The sequence below is a fragment of the Bacillus sp. z14 (2026) genome (assembly GCF_058313575.1).
In genome coordinates this window covers 75647-93458 of record NZ_JBZFQK010000004.1, presented here as the reverse complement: position 1 = coordinate 93458, position 17812 = coordinate 75647, and the positions used below count along the sequence as shown (strand labels likewise).

The 17812-nt window shown below is 38.2% G+C and carries 17 protein-coding genes; 7 read left to right on the top strand and 10 right to left on the bottom strand.

Features of this window, described 5'->3' with window-relative positions; all coding sequences use genetic code 11:
* Positions 1 to 107: 107 nt before the first annotated feature.
* Positions 108 to 1286 carry an MFS transporter gene (locus tag AC4G3O_RS14460; protein ID WP_066108271.1) on the top strand — a complete coding sequence of 393 codons (1179 nt, stop codon included), beginning with the start codon at positions 108 to 110 and terminating at the stop codon, positions 1284 to 1286.
* Positions 1287 to 1642: 356 nt separating this feature from the next.
* Positions 1643 to 3577: a heavy metal translocating P-type ATPase gene (locus AC4G3O_RS14455; protein WP_066108274.1), complete on the top strand. Its 1935-nt coding sequence runs from the start codon at positions 1643 to 1645 to the stop codon at positions 3575 to 3577.
* Positions 3578 to 3767: 190 nt separating this feature from the next.
* Here AC4G3O_RS14455 and AC4G3O_RS14450 read toward each other — a convergent pair whose 3' ends face one another.
* Positions 3768 to 4607 (bottom strand): YihY/virulence factor BrkB family protein, encoded by an 840-nt coding sequence (locus AC4G3O_RS14450; RefSeq protein ID WP_066108277.1) that lies wholly within the window; start codon positions 4605 to 4607, stop codon positions 3768 to 3770.
* A gap of 32 nt (positions 4608 to 4639) precedes the next feature.
* Positions 4640 to 5059, bottom strand: a complete 420-nt coding sequence (locus tag AC4G3O_RS14445) for a YtxH domain-containing protein (protein WP_140462155.1) — start codon at positions 5057 to 5059, stop codon at positions 4640 to 4642.
* A gap of 201 nt (positions 5060 to 5260) precedes the next feature.
* Here AC4G3O_RS14445 and AC4G3O_RS14440 point away from each other — a divergent pair, with 201 nt between their 5' ends.
* Positions 5261 to 6616, top strand: a complete 1356-nt coding sequence (locus tag AC4G3O_RS14440; RefSeq protein WP_066108579.1) for an alanine/glycine:cation symporter family protein — start codon at positions 5261 to 5263, stop codon at positions 6614 to 6616.
* Positions 6617 to 6669: 53 nt separating this feature from the next.
* Complete coding sequence (locus AC4G3O_RS14435) at positions 6670 to 6903, top strand: DUF1128 domain-containing protein (RefSeq protein WP_066108582.1); 234 nt, start codon at positions 6670 to 6672, stop codon at positions 6901 to 6903.
* 46 nt (positions 6904 to 6949) lie between these two features.
* Here AC4G3O_RS14435 and AC4G3O_RS14430 read toward each other — a convergent pair whose 3' ends face one another.
* The 3 genes from AC4G3O_RS14430 to motA form a co-directional block, all read right to left on the bottom strand.
* Complete coding sequence (locus AC4G3O_RS14430) at positions 6950 to 7468, bottom strand: type 1 glutamine amidotransferase domain-containing protein (protein WP_066108283.1); 519 nt, start codon at positions 7466 to 7468, stop codon at positions 6950 to 6952.
* 271 nt (positions 7469 to 7739) lie between these two features.
* A complete protein-coding gene (motB, locus tag AC4G3O_RS14425; protein ID WP_066108285.1) occupies positions 7740 to 8507 on the bottom strand; it encodes a flagellar motor protein MotB in 768 nt (255 codons plus the stop codon).
* Entirely contained in the window at positions 8476 to 9291 is an 816-nt protein-coding gene (gene motA / locus AC4G3O_RS14420; RefSeq protein ID WP_066108286.1) for a flagellar motor stator protein MotA, read from the bottom strand. Before motA ends, motB begins: the two co-directional genes overlap by 32 nt.
* Before the next feature lie 427 nt (positions 9292 to 9718).
* Here motA and AC4G3O_RS14415 point away from each other — a divergent pair, with 427 nt between their 5' ends.
* Complete coding sequence (locus AC4G3O_RS14415; protein WP_066108289.1) at positions 9719 to 10177, top strand: C40 family peptidase; 459 nt, start codon at positions 9719 to 9721, stop codon at positions 10175 to 10177.
* A 187-nt stretch (positions 10178 to 10364) separates the two neighbouring features.
* Here AC4G3O_RS14415 and AC4G3O_RS14410 read toward each other — a convergent pair whose 3' ends face one another.
* From AC4G3O_RS14410 to AC4G3O_RS14390, 5 genes are all read right to left on the bottom strand, one after another.
* Complete coding sequence (locus AC4G3O_RS14410; protein WP_066108292.1) at positions 10365 to 10610, bottom strand: DUF2164 domain-containing protein; 246 nt, start codon at positions 10608 to 10610, stop codon at positions 10365 to 10367.
* A gap of 144 nt (positions 10611 to 10754) precedes the next feature.
* On the bottom strand, positions 10755 to 11504 hold the full coding sequence (gene pflA / locus AC4G3O_RS14405) for a pyruvate formate-lyase-activating protein (protein ID WP_066108295.1): 750 nt from the start codon (positions 11502 to 11504) through the stop codon (positions 10755 to 10757).
* Positions 11505 to 11603: 99 nt separating this feature from the next.
* Positions 11604 to 13862: a formate C-acetyltransferase gene (gene pflB, locus AC4G3O_RS14400; protein WP_139892733.1), complete on the bottom strand. Its 2259-nt coding sequence runs from the start codon at positions 13860 to 13862 to the stop codon at positions 11604 to 11606.
* A 332-nt stretch (positions 13863 to 14194) separates the two neighbouring features.
* A complete protein-coding gene (locus AC4G3O_RS14395) occupies positions 14195 to 14353 on the bottom strand; it encodes a hypothetical protein (RefSeq protein ID WP_175354311.1) in 159 nt (52 codons plus the stop codon).
* 91 nt (positions 14354 to 14444) lie between these two features.
* Complete coding sequence (locus tag AC4G3O_RS14390) at positions 14445 to 16085, bottom strand: M20/M25/M40 family metallo-hydrolase (protein ID WP_066108300.1); 1641 nt, start codon at positions 16083 to 16085, stop codon at positions 14445 to 14447.
* 148 nt (positions 16086 to 16233) lie between these two features.
* Here AC4G3O_RS14390 and menC point away from each other — a divergent pair, with 148 nt between their 5' ends.
* Both menC and AC4G3O_RS14380 read left to right on the top strand, forming a co-directional pair.
* Positions 16234 to 17358, top strand: a complete 1125-nt coding sequence (gene menC / locus AC4G3O_RS14385) for an o-succinylbenzoate synthase (RefSeq protein WP_373925503.1) — start codon at positions 16234 to 16236, stop codon at positions 17356 to 17358.
* A gap of 59 nt (positions 17359 to 17417) precedes the next feature.
* Positions 17418 to 17633 (top strand): YczO family protein, encoded by a 216-nt coding sequence (locus AC4G3O_RS14380; protein WP_066108303.1) that lies wholly within the window; start codon positions 17418 to 17420, stop codon positions 17631 to 17633.
* Positions 17634 to 17812 lie beyond the last annotated feature (179 nt).

The window sequence follows — 17812 nt, the reverse complement described above, 5'->3', positions numbered from 1 at the left end:
TATATTCATTTATTCCCGAATTACCTTTAGATTAGTCTTCAAAATCTCCTTGCTAAAGTTTGTGAACAACTCTAATATTGATTCAGATAGATATAGGAGAGATAATTATGAACTATCAAAAAATTAGATTTTCTGCACTTATTATTCTAGTTGCTGTGTCAGGTTTCTCACAGGGAATGCTGTTACCCTTAATTGCCATTATTTTTGAACAGGATGGAGTAAGCTCCGGTCTAAACGGATTAAATGCTACAGGACTATATCTGGGAATACTATTAATCTCACCTTTCATGGAAATTCCTCTGCGAAAATTTGGTTATAAACCCCTGATTTTTTTCGGCGGACTGTCGGTGATTATTGCGTTTCTGTTATTTCCGATCCTAGATTCTTTCTGGTTTTGGTTCATTCTCCGTATGATTATCGGAATTGGAGATCATACCTTACATTTCACAACCCAAACCTGGATAACCGCTTTTACGCCAGTAAACAAGAGAGGCAGAAATATATCCATTTATGGCTTATCCTTCGGCATAGGTTTCGCAGTTGGGCCATTACTGACTAATTTAATTGAAGTTAATCGGGCATTACCCTTTATCGTTGCATCAGCAATCAGTCTTATTGCTTGGTTGACCGTCTTTTTATTAAAAAATGAATTTCCAGATGAAGATTTGGAAACAACCAATGTTTTCGGTACCTTACATCGTTTCAAAAAAGTTGCCAAGTATGCATGGGTTGCGTTCTTGCCTCCTTTTGGTTATGGATTTTTGGAAGCATCCCTAAATGGAAATTTCCCTATCTATGCTTTACGAATTAATATGGATGTTCAACAAGTCTCCATCATCTTGCCTGCTTTTGCAGCAGGCAGCATTATTACCCAGATCCCATTAGGAATTTTAAGTGATTCCTTAGGGAGGAAACGCGTTCTTCAATATGTTCTTTTTAGCGGTTTTGCCATCTTTTTAACAGCTGCCTTAATTGAACAAACCGTTACAGGTTTATTTATCTGTTTCTTTATTGCAGGTATGCTTGTCGGCTCCACCTTCTCTTTAGGAATCAGTTATATGACCGATCTATTGCCTACACAACTGCTTCCTGCCGGCAATATTATTTGTGGAATAGTCTTTAGCCTTGGAAGCATCTCTGGGCCATTTTTTGGCGGCTTGGCCATTCAATATCTGCCTAATGGGAATTTCCTTCTTGTAATCAGTGTTATCCTGTTACTGATTTTCATCGCTCTTAGCAGATTTAAAAGAAATCCAATTAATGACCAGATTCAAACCTCTGTGTAAGCAGAGGTTTTTTCATTCGACTTTATTACTGTAATTGTTGCTGTATTTATTCATCCACTCAATTTTATCTCATATTCACCTTCACGCATCTTCAGTTAAAATTTCCCCTATCCACAAATAATCAAGGTAGAAAATTGCTATTTTTTCTTTTCCAAATAAATTCACTTAACTTCTTTAGCGACTCATGTTATACTAATATGTAGATAATAATTATTATAAATAAGAAAGAAAAATGTTGCTGTCACAGTATTTGTGGCAGCATCCGCTATTTTATAAGCCTAATGATTTTGAACATCATTCTCAATTAGAAAAGAAAAACAACGAGATCTATTCTCAATTACAAGGAGGTTATTCACATGGAAACAGCACTGAATAAATCAAGCTTGAAAAATTCACCTAGCCAATATAATAGATGGAAAGAATTCACCTCTAAACTTACGTCCAATTGGGAGCTCTTGGCTGCCGGTTTAAGCGGAATTCTGATTTTATGCGGCTGGCTATTATCAACAAAGGATTTGAATGCCTCATCTGCCTTCGTCTATATACTGGCATATGTAATTGGGGGTTATGCCAAGGCTAAAGAAGGCATCACTCAGACGATTGAAGAGAGAAAACTGAACGTAGAGCTTTTGATGATTCTGGCAGCGATTGGGTCAGCCATTATCGGATATTGGACTGAGGGAGCAATCCTGATTTTTATTTTCTCTTTGAGCGGTGCACTTGAAACGTATACGATGAATAAAAGTCACAAAGAAATTTCTTCATTAATGGATTTGCAGCCTGAACAGGCTTTGAGAATAGTCGATAACACTGAAGAAATAGTACCGGTTTCTTCCCTGCAAGTTGGAGATTTGATTTTAATTAAGCCTGGGGAACGCATCCCCTCAGATGGAGAAATCTTATTTGGAGAGACTGCTGTTGATGAAGCTGCAATTACCGGAGAATCGATTCCCGTCAGCAAATATATTCAAGACGAGGTATTTGCAGGGACGGTTAATGGACATGGAACCATAAAAGTTAAGGTTACAAAACCTAACAGTGAAACTTTATTCCAAAAAATTATCACACTTGTTCAAAATGCGCAAAGTGAAAAATCTCCTTCTCAATTATTTATTGAAAGATTTGAGGATACGTATGTAAAAGTTGTTCTTGTTGTCGTTGGAATTATGTTGTTTCTCCCACATTTTGTTCTGGGTTGGTCCTGGACAGAGACCTTCTACCGGGCAATGGTTTTGTTAGTGGTAGCTTCTCCATGTGCATTAGTTGCTTCTATCATGCCGGCTACTTTATCCGCGATTTCGAATGGCGCTAAAAGTGGGATTTTATTCAAAGGCGGTATCCATCTAGAAAACCTAGGCAATGTAAAGGCCATTGCTTTCGATAAAACAGGGACACTAACTCAGGGGAAACCCGTTGTGACGGATATTTTAATCCGCGATGACATCGATCAAAAAGAATTTTTATTAAGTGTAGCTTCCATTGAACAGAATTCGAATCATCCGCTGGGACAATCCATTGTTAAGCATGTTGAACAGCTTTATTCACAGACCATGCCGCGCGTAGAATCTGAAGAAATATCCGGATTTGGTGTTCAAGGACATGCAAATGGGCACTATTGGAAGATTGGGAAGAAGGATTTTGTAGGCGAAGAAGCCGCCATGTCATTTAAAAATGGAGCGGCACTTGAATTAATGTCTGAAGGGAAAACATTGTCCTATGTAAAAGATGAGAAAGGTATTGCAGGAATAATTGCATTAAAAGATATCATTCGTAAAGAGACTGCCGATGCTCTCGAAGCATTGAAGGAACTGGATGTATATACATGCATGCTGACTGGAGATAACGAGCACACTGCCAAGGTAATCGCCAAAGAAAGCCATTTATCTGGGTTTGTTGCTGGATGTTTACCTGAACAAAAGGTAGAAGAAGTTAAAAAACTTAGAGAGAAATATACTACCGTTGCCATGGTTGGGGATGGCATTAATGATGCGCCTGCGTTAGCTACTGCTTCTGTCGGAATTGCCATGGGTGAAGGATCTGATGTGGCTCTTGATACAGCTGATATTGTTCTCATGAAAAACGACTTACCAAAAATAGCAGAAGCCATTCAATTATCCAAACGAATGAACCGAATCATTCGCCAAAATGTTATCTTTTCAATTTCCGTCATTATGATTTTAGTTGTATCAAACTTTTTTCAGGCTCTCGACCTACCATTCGGTGTAATCGGCCATGAAGGCAGCACCATATTAGTCATCCTAAACAGTCTCCGTTTATTAAAATCTAAATAGAATACAAATAGAGGCTATCCTGTAAGTCTGTTAATGACTTTCCGGACGGCCTCTATTTTCTTTATTCATGGGAAGTTAATCTGAAACACATCAAATCTTCCTAAAACTACGGTGGCTGTTCATTTAATAATCAATCACCGTTCGTCCGCACATTAGTTCTGAACCATTATAATTTGAATCCACGCTCTACTTATTTAATCGTCCAGTGCCTCTTATTTCTGGACAATACTGCATTAATTTCTCCGCCTACAATAATGACAAGACCTGATATATATAACCAAAGCATTAAAACAATCAAGCCTCCGAGACTGCCATATGTGGAAGAATAGTTACCAAATGTACTCACGTAAACTGAAAATGCCCACGATGATAGCGCCCATCCGACACTCGCGAAGATTGCCCCTGGTAAAACGTCTCTACATTTCATTTTAAGGTTGGGCCCAATCCAATACAAAATTAAAAATACAAAGGTAATGACAGCAATAGAAATCACCCAGCGCAGTAAATCATAAACAAAGGAAGGCTCGTATCCTAGGAAATCAAATACAATATTGAGAATATATTTCCCAAACACTGGCAATAGCAAAGAAACCACTACAACCAGGATTAATCCAATGGTTAAAATCAAAGCTAATCCTCTTGTTTTAATAAATGATCTGGTTTCCTCAACATCATATGCATGATTAAGAGCCTTTATAATGGCATTGGTCCCGTTGGATGCTGACCACATCGTTGCCAAGATACCAAAAGATAACAAGCCGCCGTTTTGGTTAGCCATGACATCTTTTAAACTCGATTCTAATAAATTTGCCGATTCTGCAGGAGCATACGTATGCAAAAGCTCCATCAAATCCGCTTGGGAAACCTGCAAAAAAGGCAATAACGTGATAACAAATATTAAGAGCGGAAAAATTGAAAGTAAGAAGTAATAGGCTAATTGCGCTGCCAAGCCTGTTACTTCATCACCTTGAATTTTATCGTATAAATGTTTAAATACGCTTTTATTTACATACTTCTTCCTACCTTCCATTCCAGTACCACCTCTATTCAGCTTGTTTGACTTTATTTGCGCGTAGAAGTGGTACTTATATCATCAGATACAGAGGAAGTATTACTGTTCTCTGTCGTAGAAGCCGAACCATCAGAAGATTTTTTGTCTACCAGTACTTCTTTTGTTTCCTTAATAACCCCTGCTACTTGCGGTGGCATTTCTTTCATTTCATCTACCTTTTCAGATATAAAAGATACATCCTGACCAATTTGATCTATGTTTGTACGAATTTTACCAGACATCTCCTTCACATTTTCCACTATAGAATTCGGATCTTTAGCCATCGATTTAACATTCGTTATCATTTTTTGGCCGCCTGTCATTACTGTTTTGCGAGTGTTCTTATCCAATAGGCTGATTGCAAAACCTGCTGCTGCTCCACCTAAAATTCCTAACCATAGCTTATTGCTCTTTTGACTGCTTCTACTCATTATTTATCCCTCCCGAATTAATTTTACTTGCTTATTCTTATATTTATTGATTTACCTATAATAGCGGAATTCTAAACATAAAATGGCAATTAAGTATTTTTTATCTTGACGCAATATTGTTTCAAGAATATTCTTAATATTAACAACATACAGATAGGGTGAATTTACTTGATTGACTTTTTGAATAAGTTTTCAAAAGATTTGACTGTACTTTTAGAAACAATAAGTAATTTTCTTTGGGGGCCACCCCTCTTAATTTTAATTGTTGGTACAGGTATTTATTTAACATTTCGAATTGGATTTTTACAAATTAAATTATTGCCTTATTCATTAAAATTGGCCTTCACTAAAAGCCAGGATAAAAAATCGGACGGAGATATTTCCCATTTCCAGGCTTTAATGACTGCTCTTGCAGCAACAGTCGGAACTGGGAATATTGTTGGAGTGGCTACAGCAGTCGTCAGCGGTGGACCAGGGGCCGTCTTCTGGATGTGGGTTGCTGCCTTTTTTGGTATGGCGACGAAATACGGAGAAGCAGTACTTGCGGTTAAATACAGAATCGTAAATGCTAATGGTGAAATGTCAGGTGGACCTATGTATTATTTAGAAAAAGGGCTGAGAATGAAATGGCTTGGCGTCGCCTTTGCGATTTTCGGTGCGATTGCAGCTTTTGGAATCGGTAATATGGTCCAAGCTAATTCAGTAGCCAACACGATTCATGATACTTTCTCCATCCCAACCTGGGTAACCGGGATTGTCCTGACTATTTTTGCCGCTCTTGTGTTAGTCGGAGGCATTAAAAGCATCGGTAAAGTCACCTCCTATTTTGTACCGGTTATGGCCGCCTTTTATTTAATTTGTGGAATCTTAATTCTTATCTTAAATGCTGAACTCGTTCCAAATGCAATTAAACTGATTTTCACAGATGCCTTCACTGGACAGGCAGTAGCTGGCGGTGCAATCGGTACTGTAATCCGTTGGGGTGTGGCTAGAGGTGTCTTTTCGAATGAAGCTGGTTTAGGGTCAGCTCCGATTGCGGCAGCTGCGGCTAAAACGGATTTTCCTGCCCGACAAGCACTTGTATCAATGACGCAAGTATTTATTGATACAATCATTATTTGCTCAATAACAGGAATTTCACTTGTAATGGCAGACCAATATCATAGTGGATTAGAAGGAGCAGAACTGACATCCGTCTCCTTTGATTTATTATTAGGTCCTGTTGGTTCCTACATCGTTTCAATCGGGTTAATTTTCTTTGCTGCCTCCACAATTATTGGTTGGGCTTATTATGGTGAGAAATGCTATTCCTACTTATTTGGAGATAGGACCGTGATTAGCTATCGAATCGTTTTTGTTTTAGCTGTTTTTATTGGCTGCGTAAGCTCCCTTGATCTTGTTTGGAGCTTTGCTGATATTATGAATGCTTTAATGGCAATTCCTAACTTGATTGGCCTCCTCGGACTTTCAGCTGTGATTATAGCTGAAACAAAAATCATTATCAGAATTATTAATAGTGAAAAACAAAATAAGCAGAGAAAGACATTTGAAACTTGAATTTGACAGATAGCGAATTCCATGGAATGATATTTCTATCTAGTGCGGAAGGGATGAATGAAGTGGCAGATTTATCGGTTAAATCCACTGAGAATATTAAAATTATGATTAATGGCATCCAAGAAAAATTACAAATGATCAACAGTTCAGCTATGCGTGCAGACAGCTTTAATGATAGCTCCTATGAGGATTTACTGGAGATATATGAAATGGTCATGTCCAAGGACCGCTTCAGCCCTAGTGAAATGCAAGCAATTGTCGAAGAGATTGGCAAATTGAGAAAGTAAATAGGCAATAAAAGCTCCTCTGTTCATTGAACAGAGGAGCTTCATTTTATTTGGACAGCAGTGCAAGGGATTCTCTGTTGAAAGCTGGGATATCATCAGGCTGTCTGCTTGTTACTAATTGTTCTCCACATACAAATACCTCTTCATCATGATAAGTGGCACCTGCATTCTCGAGATCAACTTTAATTGATTTGTAACCTGTTGAATCTCTTCCTTCCAGCGCTTTTGCAGTAATCAACAATTGCGGACCATGGCAAATTGCGAATACTGGTTTCTTTGCGTCCATGAATTCCTTGGCAAAAGAAACAAAACGATCGTCTCCTCTTAAAATGTCAGGAGAGAATCCACCCGGAATAAATAAAGCATCAAACTCATTCGCTTTTACCTCATCAATGCCCTTTTGAATTTCCACCGTTTCTTTTCCTTGCTTACCTTCAACATTTTGTCCACTTTCAAAGCCGATGGTTACTACTTCATGACCAGCTTCCTTATAAGCCTTAGCAGGGTCTGTATATTCTACATCTTCAAACATATCCGTTATGACACATGCAATTCTTTTACTCATACTATCAATCTCCTTTTTTGAAAAATAATAGTTACAGTTTCATCTTTCCCTCGGCAAAATTTTCATAAACATTCTCTTTTATCTAATCAAGGAATATAAAAACAGTGTGAATGATATTCACACTGCCTAAGTCATTCGCTTAGAGATTTCCACATTTCCCTAATAAACTTCACCGTTTTACAATGTCTTCAAAATCTTTGAACTAATCCTCATCCTACCTAACAATCAGATACCCCCTCTAAATTCATTAACCAACCTAATGGATAATCCACTACTCACCAATTAATGTTTTACGGGGCATGATGAGGATTTCTACTCGTCTATTTTTCTCCCGCCCACTGTCAGTGGTATTAGGCGATACTGGTTTAAATTCTCCAAAGCCTTTTGCACTAAACCATTCCGGTTTTAATTTTTTATTATCTTGAAGAAGCTTCATAAAGTTAACAGCTCTCATAACGCTTAATTCCCAATTTGACTCAAACTCTGCATTACGAATCGGAACATTATCCGTATGTCCGCTAATGATAATATTTCTGGGAGGTTCCATTACAAGCAGTTCAGATATTTCCTTGGCAATTATTTCATCTCTCTCTCTGACCATTGCGATCCCCGAATCAAACAATACATTATCACGAATGGTTAACAGCAACCCTTCCTCTGTCAGAGATGTCTCTAAATTGGATTTTAAATGACTGTCATTAATATAAGTATCTATTTTTTCTTGGACTACCTTTAATTCTTCCAATTCAGGGCTGGCTTCCTCTGTTCCTTCTTCTTCTTCCCCATCAAATTTCTCTGGGTCTGTTTCTGCCATCATCCCTTCAGGCATCGGGCTCGGATGCTCAAAAACACCTGTTCCTCCATCTAATGCTTTATTAAAGGCTCGTGATAGTTCAGAGAACTTTTGGGCATCTACAGAACTCATAGCAAATAAGACAATAAATAACGCTAATAATAAGGTTAATAAGTCACTATATGGGAGCAGCCAGGATTCGGACATATGCTCCTCATGCTGAGATTTCTTTTTTCGCCTGGACATTGTTTCTCATCTCGCCTTCCAACCACTTCTTCCTTTCCGCAGCAGGTAAATAAGAAGATAGTTTTTGCTCTATTGTCCTTGGTGCTTCACCTTCTAATATAGATAGAATACCTTCTACCATCATCTCTTTAATACGTACTTCCTGTTTAGATTTTCTCTTTAATTTATTCGCAAACGGGTGCCACAATAAATATCCCGTAAAGATTCCCATCAATGTAGCAACAAATGCTGCACTTATGGCATGGCCCAGTATCTCTGTATCACTCATATTGCCCAAGGCTGCAATTAATCCTACTACTGCACCTAATACCCCGAGGGTCGGAGCATAGGTACCAGCCTGTGTGAAAATCTGAGCCCCAACAGCATGCCTTTCCTCCATGGCATCTATTTCTTCTGAAAGGATGTCGCGAATATAATCTGCACTTTGTCCTTCAACCGCCAAATTCAAGCCGTTCCTTAAAAACGGATCTTCAACTGATTCTGAAATTTTTTCTAGCGCCAGCAAACCTTCTTTACGAGCTGTTTGTGCCCAATCGCAAAATGTATGAATTAATTCTTCCGTTGAGACCATTGCTTTTTCTGAAAAAATGATGACAAATAGCTTAGGAAGCTTAATCAATTCATTAACTGGAAAAGCAACTAATATAGCTGCAGCCGTTCCTAAGAAAATGATTAATATAGCAGCTGGATTGACGAGAACTGCGATATCAACACCTTTAAGCACCATTCCAACACCTACTGAAACGATGGCCAACATAATCCCTATGATTGAAGACTTGTCCATATAATTCACCCGTTTTCTACTATTCTTTTATCTCTTCTAGTATCGACATTTCAATAAATTCCTTAACACTAATAAGCTTTTAAAAAGATATGAGAATCAATTTTAGGTAAAAAGACATAAAAAAAAGTGATGAAAACATCACTTTTTTTAATCGATTAAGAGTTGAATCAACAATTACAGATACCTTGCAATAGCAATTCTGAGGAGAATGACTTAACTTTATCCCCTCTATCATTTAATCTTCCATGAATATAATATGGGGTTTTTTAACAAATATGTCGAAGTAACCAAATTTCTGTAATATTTTTGTAAATTAAATTCAATAATGCTGTAACCATAGAAACTAGTATTTTAGTTATAGTAAAAAAGTAGAGAAAAAGGCGGTAAGATTTAACAATGCTGCCAAAAAAACATTTCGGGGGTCACTATGAAAAAAATAATTATTGCTCTTGCTATTTTTCTGTCATCCACGCTTGTGCCATTTGGACCATTTGAATCTAAAGCCTCAGCCGCTATTTCGACAAGTAAAGCTAACAAAGTTGTTTCAACCGGGAAAAAATATGTAGGAACGCCTTATCGATACGGCGGAACAACACCTAAAGGATTTGACTGTTCTGGTTTTGTGGGGTATACCTACAAAAAAGCGGCAGGAAAGAAACTTCCAAGGACCTCAACCAGTATGTATAAACAGGGGAAAAAGATCGCTAAATCTAAGTTAAAAAAAGGTGATTTAGTTTTCTTTAATACTTCTGGAAAAGGAGTTTCCCATGTAGCAATCTATATTGGCAGCAACAAAGTCATTCACTCTGTATCTAAAGGTGTAAAAATAGATTCATTAAGCTCTTCATATTGGAAGAAGCGTTATGTAGGTGCTAAAAGAATATAAACTCTATTTTCCAGGCGGACATCCTTCGCCTTTTTATTTTGCCTTTTTTTTACCCACTTGTAAAAAGTGTAGACCTTTTCATCGAGTATAGCTTGCATACTGTCTTAACCAGTCAGCATCTCACTTGATGGTATTTCACTATAGACTCTGATCTCTCCTTTTCTTTTCAGGAAGGTTTTTAAAGCATCTATTTTTTTATTGGTCGCATTAATGCGTATAAGTCTTCTTCCAAGCGTGCAGCATATGCTTCAGCATGTTTCCCTGCATCCTTCACTCCAGCATTGTAAAAATGAGGTCCTAACGTTTCTGTGAAAAACTCCAAAATATTCTCAGCAGCCAGTTCTCCAATCTCTTCATCACGCTCTTTTTGAAAATATTGTTGAATTTGACCAATTATCCATCTTTTATCTTCTGCTTTCCAATTGATTAGCAATTGTACCCCTCCTTTGAAATTTACTTTATCTTTCATTTATAACAAAAAAATAGTAGGATATAAACCTCATGTGGTTTCTCCTACTATTTTTTTAAGCGTAACACCTATTGTTTGGGCCTTTAATTATTTAATTTCATGCTCTTTTCAAGCTGGCTTTTTCATATACTTGGTTAGCATTTTGTAGGCATGCTCTACTTGTTCATCACTAGGAGATTGGATTCCCGCCAGTGGATATTTGTAGCCAAGTGTTTCCCATTTATAAACACCTAATTGATGATATGGTAAGATTTCTACCTTTTCAATATTATTAAGTGTACCTAAGAATTGACCCATTCTTTCCAAGTATTCATCCTGGTCATTAACCGTTGGAACTAGTACGTGTCTAATCCAAACCGGTTGTCCTTTGTCAGAAAGATAACGGGCGCAATCCAAAATATGTTCATTCGGTTTACCAGTTAGCTTAATATGGCGTTTGCTATCTATGTGTTTAATATCCAGTAGGATTAAGTCTGTATATTCAAGCAGTTCATCGAATTGCTCTAAAAATTCTGGTGATCTCGAAAAACAGCCAGCTGAGGAATCAATGGTCGTGTGAATTCCTCTTTCCTTACATAATTTAAACAGTTCTATAATAAAAGGAATTTGCAATAGCGGTTCTCCGCCGCTGACGGTAACTCCCCCGCCTGATGCATCCATGAATGGTTTATATAATTCAATATCTTTAACGATTTCTTCAGGACTCATTTGCTTGCCTGTTCCAATTGACCACGTATCGGCATTATGGCAATATTGGCAGCGCAACAAACACCCTTGCGTAAAGACAATGTAGCGGATCCCCGGGCCATCTACTGTGCCGCATGTTTCAACGGAATGTATATTTCCATATGTTGTCATGAGATCCCATCCTTTCTTTTCTAAAAATATCCAAGTAGAAGTTAAAAGTTAGTCTCCCTGCTAATACAGGGAGACCTCCTAGTAACAAGTACTTCTATATTACATAGTTTCGTGGAACGTACGATTGATAACGTCAATTTGTTGCTCACGAGTCAACTTGATGAAGTTAACAGCGTATCCAGATACACGGATTGTTAATTGTGGATACTCTTCTGGATGTTCCATAGCAGCTAGCAATGTGTCACGATTGAATACGTTGATATTCAAGTGGTGACCTTCCTTGGAAGCATAACCATCCAAGATTGCAGCAAGGTTCGCTTCACGTTGCTCTTCTTCACGTCCAAGTGCTTTTGGCACCATAGAGAATGTGTTAGAAATACCGTCTAAAGAGCAATCGTATGGAAGCTTAGATACAGAAGATAGAGAAGCTAGAGCACCTTTTGTATCACGTCCGTGCATTGGGTTCGCACCTGGTGCGAATGGTTCGCCAGCGCGACGTCCATCTGGAGTGTTACCAGTTTTCTTACCATATACTACGTTAGAAGTAATTGTAAGAATGGATTGTGTGTGCACAGAGCTACGGTATGTTTTATGCTTTTTCAATTTAGTCATAAAGTTACGAACAAGCTCAACAGCCATGCTATCTACGCGATCATCATTGTTTCCGTATTTAGGGAAATCACCGATGATTTCAAAGTCAACTGCTACACCATTTTCATCACGGATTGGTTTAACTTGTGCATATTTAATCGCACTTAATGCGTCGGCTACTACAGACAATCCAGCAATTCCCGCTGCCATTGTGCGAAGGATTTCAACATCATGTAATGCCATTTCAATACGCTCATAGCTATACTTGTCGTGCATGTAGTGGATTACATTCAATGTATTGATGTATAGCTCTGCAAGCCATTCCATTGTGCTATCGAAGTTAGCCATAACTTCATCATAATCTAACACGTCAGAAGTAATTGCTTTGAAGTTCGGTCCAACTTGAATTTTAAGTTTTTCATCCACCCCACCGTTGATTGCATAAAGCAATGCTTTTGCAAGGTTTGCACGTGCTCCGAAGAATTGCATTTGTTTACCGATACGCATTGCGGATACACAGCAAGCAATACCGTAGTCATCGCCGTATTCTCTGATCATGATGTCATCGTTTTCGTACTGAATCGCACTTGTTTGGATAGACATTTTTGCACAGAAACGTTTGAACCCTTCTGGGAACTTCGTAGACCATAATACAGTCAAGTTTGGTTCTGGAGCTGGTCCAAGGTTTGTTAATGTATGCAAGAAACGGAAAGAGTTTTTCGTTACAAGTGTTCTTCCGTCTAATGCCATACCACCGATTGATTCTGTTACCCAAGTAGGGTCTCCACTGAACAATTGGTTGTAATCAGGTGTACGAGCAAATTTTACAAGACGAAGCTTCATAACAAAGTGATCGATGATCTCTTGTGCTTCTTGTTCAGTTAATGTGCCTTCACGAAGGTCACGTTCGATATAAATATCAAGGAAGGAAGATGTACGTCCTAGTGACATCGCTGCACCGTTTTGTTCTTTAATTGCAGCAAGGTAAGCAAAGTATAACCATTGTACTGCTTCTTTTGCATTTGTAGCTGGTTTAGAGATATCATAACCATAAATCTCAGCTAATTGTTTTAATTCACCTAAAGCACGGATTTGCTCGCTTAATTCTTCACGTTGACGAATAACTTCTTCGGACATTGTTCTTAATCCGTAGTTTTTCAAATCTTTCTTACGTTCAGCGATCAAGAAGTCTACACCGTATAATGCTACACGACGGTAGTCACCGATGATGCGTCCGCGTCCGTATGCATCTGGAAGACCAGTGATGATACCAGCCTTACGAGCAAGCTTCATTTCATCCGTATAAGCATCGAATACACCTTGGTTATGTGTTTTGCGGTAATCAGTGAAGATTTTTTGCACTTCTTCATCTACTGTGAATCCGTAAGATTCAGCTGCAGCTACCGCCATACGGATACCACCGAATGGTTGAAGAGAACGTTTGAATGGTTTATCTGTTTGGAAACCAACAATTGTTTCAAGTTCTTTATTTAAATATCCAGGACCATGTGATGTAATAGTAGAAACAATTTTAGAATCAAGATCAAGGACGCCGCCTGCTTCACGTTCTTGTTTAGTAAGTTCCATTACTTGCTTCCATAATTCTTTTGTAGCTTCTGTTGGGCCTTCTAAGAATTCATCGTTTCCTGTGTATGGAGTGATGTTTTTCATAATGAAGTCACGTGTGTTAACTTCATTCTGCCAATCTCCTCCAGCAAAGCCTCTCCATGCATCTTTTTTAGTTACATTATCCATAACCATTGCCATTTTATTTTACCTCCTAATATTACGTTCAGGAATATTATTTCAAATTTCTAGATGTTCAGCTTTTTTAAATTATATAACAGCTTTCTATACTCTTATAATACACATTATATGTGAAAAAGTGAACATGTAAATTATGACAATCTGGTGAAATCGAAAACAACGTTGTTAAATCAATCTTTTCTTTCTATTTTCGAATAATTCTAATATCAGGAACCCTTGACAGTAAATAAAACTGTTATAGTAAAATCCACTCTGAAAGCTAAACTGTACTATAAAAGGCATCTGTTCTTAAATACAGATGCCTTTATAGATACCATTATATAACAATTCTGTCATTTATGCACGTCTGATCTATTTTTAAAGGCTTCCTTCGTCACAATATATTGTTCGTGGTTTGTATGTTGTTCCTGATTTCCACCCGTTTCAGCATGGTGAGGAAAATTCCCAGGATGACTTTTACGTTTATGATTAAAACCTTTACCTCTCGCCATAATCCTACCTCCTTCCCTTATTATCATTTTCTACAGAAAGGCGAGAATTATGGCAGGTAAGTTGAGGCAATATAGTACAAAAAGAACATCATTATTGGCAGCCATAGACCACTTGTTTAAGCAATTTGGGAACAACCTCAGTGGAAAATGGAATATGCAGCCTTTCTGTACGTTTGTGTGCGTCCTTACCATATGGACCGATATTTACGGCTGGTATATCCAATTCCCCAATAATAGAAAGCGGAAGATTATACCCCTTCCCGTATAGAGGCATTTCATTTTCTAACACCGGCATCACTAAATCACGATCACGTAAACGGCAATAGCTTACATCGGAAAGCCCTGGAAAATAAGACATGATCTTTATTTCTTCATTAAATTTCTCTTTAGCGATCCTAACGCAGTGCTCTACTATACCTTTTGCTTTCTGATCCCTTTCATCATCTTCCAAATAAACGTGTGGATAATAAGGTGGAGCGAGCATGATCATATAAAAAGGGGCCTCTGATTTGAAAAACGCTGCCACTACATCTGCAATTTCAGCTGTTAATTTGGCCATATTCATGCCTGCGTCCTGTTCGAGCAATGCAATCTTTGCGTTTATTTCTTTCATAAACATATGGCCATATTCTCTACAGCCTTTATCAAATAACTCTTGATAAGTATATACACTGGGCTTAAGGTTAGGTTTTCTTGAACCATGTCTTCCATACCCAAGTAAATCATAAATATTTGATAACCGTCCTTCTATATACCTGCTGCTTTCTTCGCCAATATCTTTCAGCTTGTTTATGACTTCTTCCGGATTTTGCTTTAGCGTAAGGATATTAGCTAGTACATATGCTGCAGTTGGCGTTTGGACATTATATGCTTCTTTTAGATCCATTAATTTTAAGATCGTAGGCAGAGGATTCTGTTCCCCGCGTTCTTGTTCTAAAAAGGCTAAGGATAACTCCAGTCTTTCCGCTATCACACCTGCCATCCAGGCGGCATTCATGCCCTCAAGCGGTTCGCCCACATGTGTTTCAGTTCCTACACAAAAAATTAAGGGCAATAACTTACCCACAGATCCTGTATAAAAATATTTTGTACGGTCTCCTGGATATGCACCAAAACTCGGCTCCGAGCAAATGGCCACTTCCAAATCCAGTTGATATTGGTCCTTGAGTCCCTTAATCAACTCAACTCCCGCAAACATTCCGGCCGAATATCTCTCTTCATCCGGTGTAGCTAAAAATAATAGGTTATGTTTCAAATTGCCATGTTCGGCAGCTTCTGATAGTAAAGCCATCTGAATAGCAAGTCCGGCTTTCATATCCATAATTCCTCTTCCAAAGATCCACTCTCCAGACTTCAAATCCTGCTCGGCATCAACTGAAAGGTTTTCCTCTGCCATTGCACTTGTACATTCCAATGGTGAAAAAGCGAGCGGTGCAAGGCGTCCGTAATCTTCAACCCCAACTACATCATAATGGCTTAAAAGTATAATTGTTTTTTTACTCGTTTTACTACCTTGATAAAACGCAGCAACTGCTTTTCGATTTAATAGATCTCCTGTAATTTCTTTTCTGTATATTTGATCGGGGTAATTTTGAAAATAAGGCATTTCCTTAAGGATCGCAGAAATTTCGTCCTCCATACGCAACTCACCTCTTGTTCCCGTTACACTTGGCACTTTTACAAGGCGGTATAATAACTCCAAAATCCCTTCCTTTGTATTCCAATGACCCATACCTTATCCCCCCACTTTTTCTATCTTTTTCTAAAATTATAGCAGTATTTGGTCGAATATTCAGTTAAATATTAATAGTATAGCTCTCTATTTTGCCGTTGCTAATTAGATATGTTACGGTATTCTTACAATTAAAGGAGCGGTTACAATGGATATTTCTATCAATATTAAAGAGATTACTCTCCACTATATTTCAATGGAACTAAAGAATTCCTTTACTACTAGCTTTGGAAGCTTGAAGGATAGAGAAATGATTATTATTGAAATGGTTGATTGCGACGGTATGGTTGGGTGGGGTGAATGTGTTGCCTTCCGAGAACCTTGGTATACGGAGGAAACACTCCAAACTGCTGCACATATTATGAAAGATTTTTTAATCCCCAAACTCATCCAGCAGCCAATCTATCATCCGGATGAACTTCAGCATCTTTTTTCTCCCGTTCGCAAAAATCCAATGGCTAAATCGGCTCTCGAAGGCGCAATTTGGGATTTATATGCGAAGAAAAATAATAAATCCTTATCGAGAGCTTTAGGTGGAACTAAAAATGAGATTGAAACAGGAGTTAGTATTGGACTGCAGACCTCAGATGAACATTTATTTCGCCTGATTGATCATAGCCTTGAGCAGGGATATAAGAGAATTAAGCTTAAAATCAAACCCGGTCAGGACATCTCTCTTATTCGGACAGTTCGTAGGAGATACCCACACTTACCCATTATGGCTGATGCAAATTCAGCCTATTGTTTAGCAGATATGGACCTCCTAAAAGCGCTGGATGAATTTGATTTAATGATGATTGAACAGCCGCTTCGTTTTGACGATTTTTATGAGCATGCCATTCTTCAGCAACATATCACAACACCGGTATGCCTGGATGAAAGCATTCAATCATTCGAGAACGCCAAACAAGCAATTGCTCTGGGTAGCTGCAAAGTGATTAATTTGAAAATTGGACGAGTCGGCGGTTTATCAGAAGCCATTAAAATTCTTCATCTTTGTGAAGCCAATAATATTTCCGTTTGGTGCGGCGGTATGCTTGAATCTGGAATTAGCCGAGCCCATACGATTGCACTGGCTTCCATGCCACAGGTTAATCTGCCTGGTGACATTTCGAGCTCCAGCCATTATTGGGAGCAAGATATCACGTCCCCTAGCGTGATTGTCGAGAACGGTGTCATTCAAGTTCCTGAACAAGCCGGAATGGGTTTTGAAGTTAATCGAAAATGGCTAGCCCATTACTCAACTCACAAAGAGTCCTTCACTTCCAAATAATGTGTATTCTTATTCTATAGGGGTATAGAATAAGAAACGAACAATGGGAGTGAATACACATGACAAAGGAAAAACCATTATCGAAGAAAAAAATGGACAATCCTGAAAACTCAATGACTGACAAAGAGCATATGCTCGATAGATTTGAAGATGAACAGCATGTAGACACCATTCCTATCGAAGATTTACGAGAAGAAAATCTTGAAGAAAAAGATAAGACTGCTACGAAGAGCACTTCTTCCAGCGAAAAGAAATACGAGCCCGAAAAACAGTAAGCATGGAGCCAGTTTATCTGGCTCTTATTTATTTCGCCTTTCCAAAAATCCCCTAGCTAATATCCCTCTGAAAACACCGTAATTAAATTCAAAAATATTCCTCAAAAAGTCATCCAAGACCCTCTATATTTCTTATACAAGGGGGGTTCTAAGTAGGCCAATAAAGTTCAAAACATACT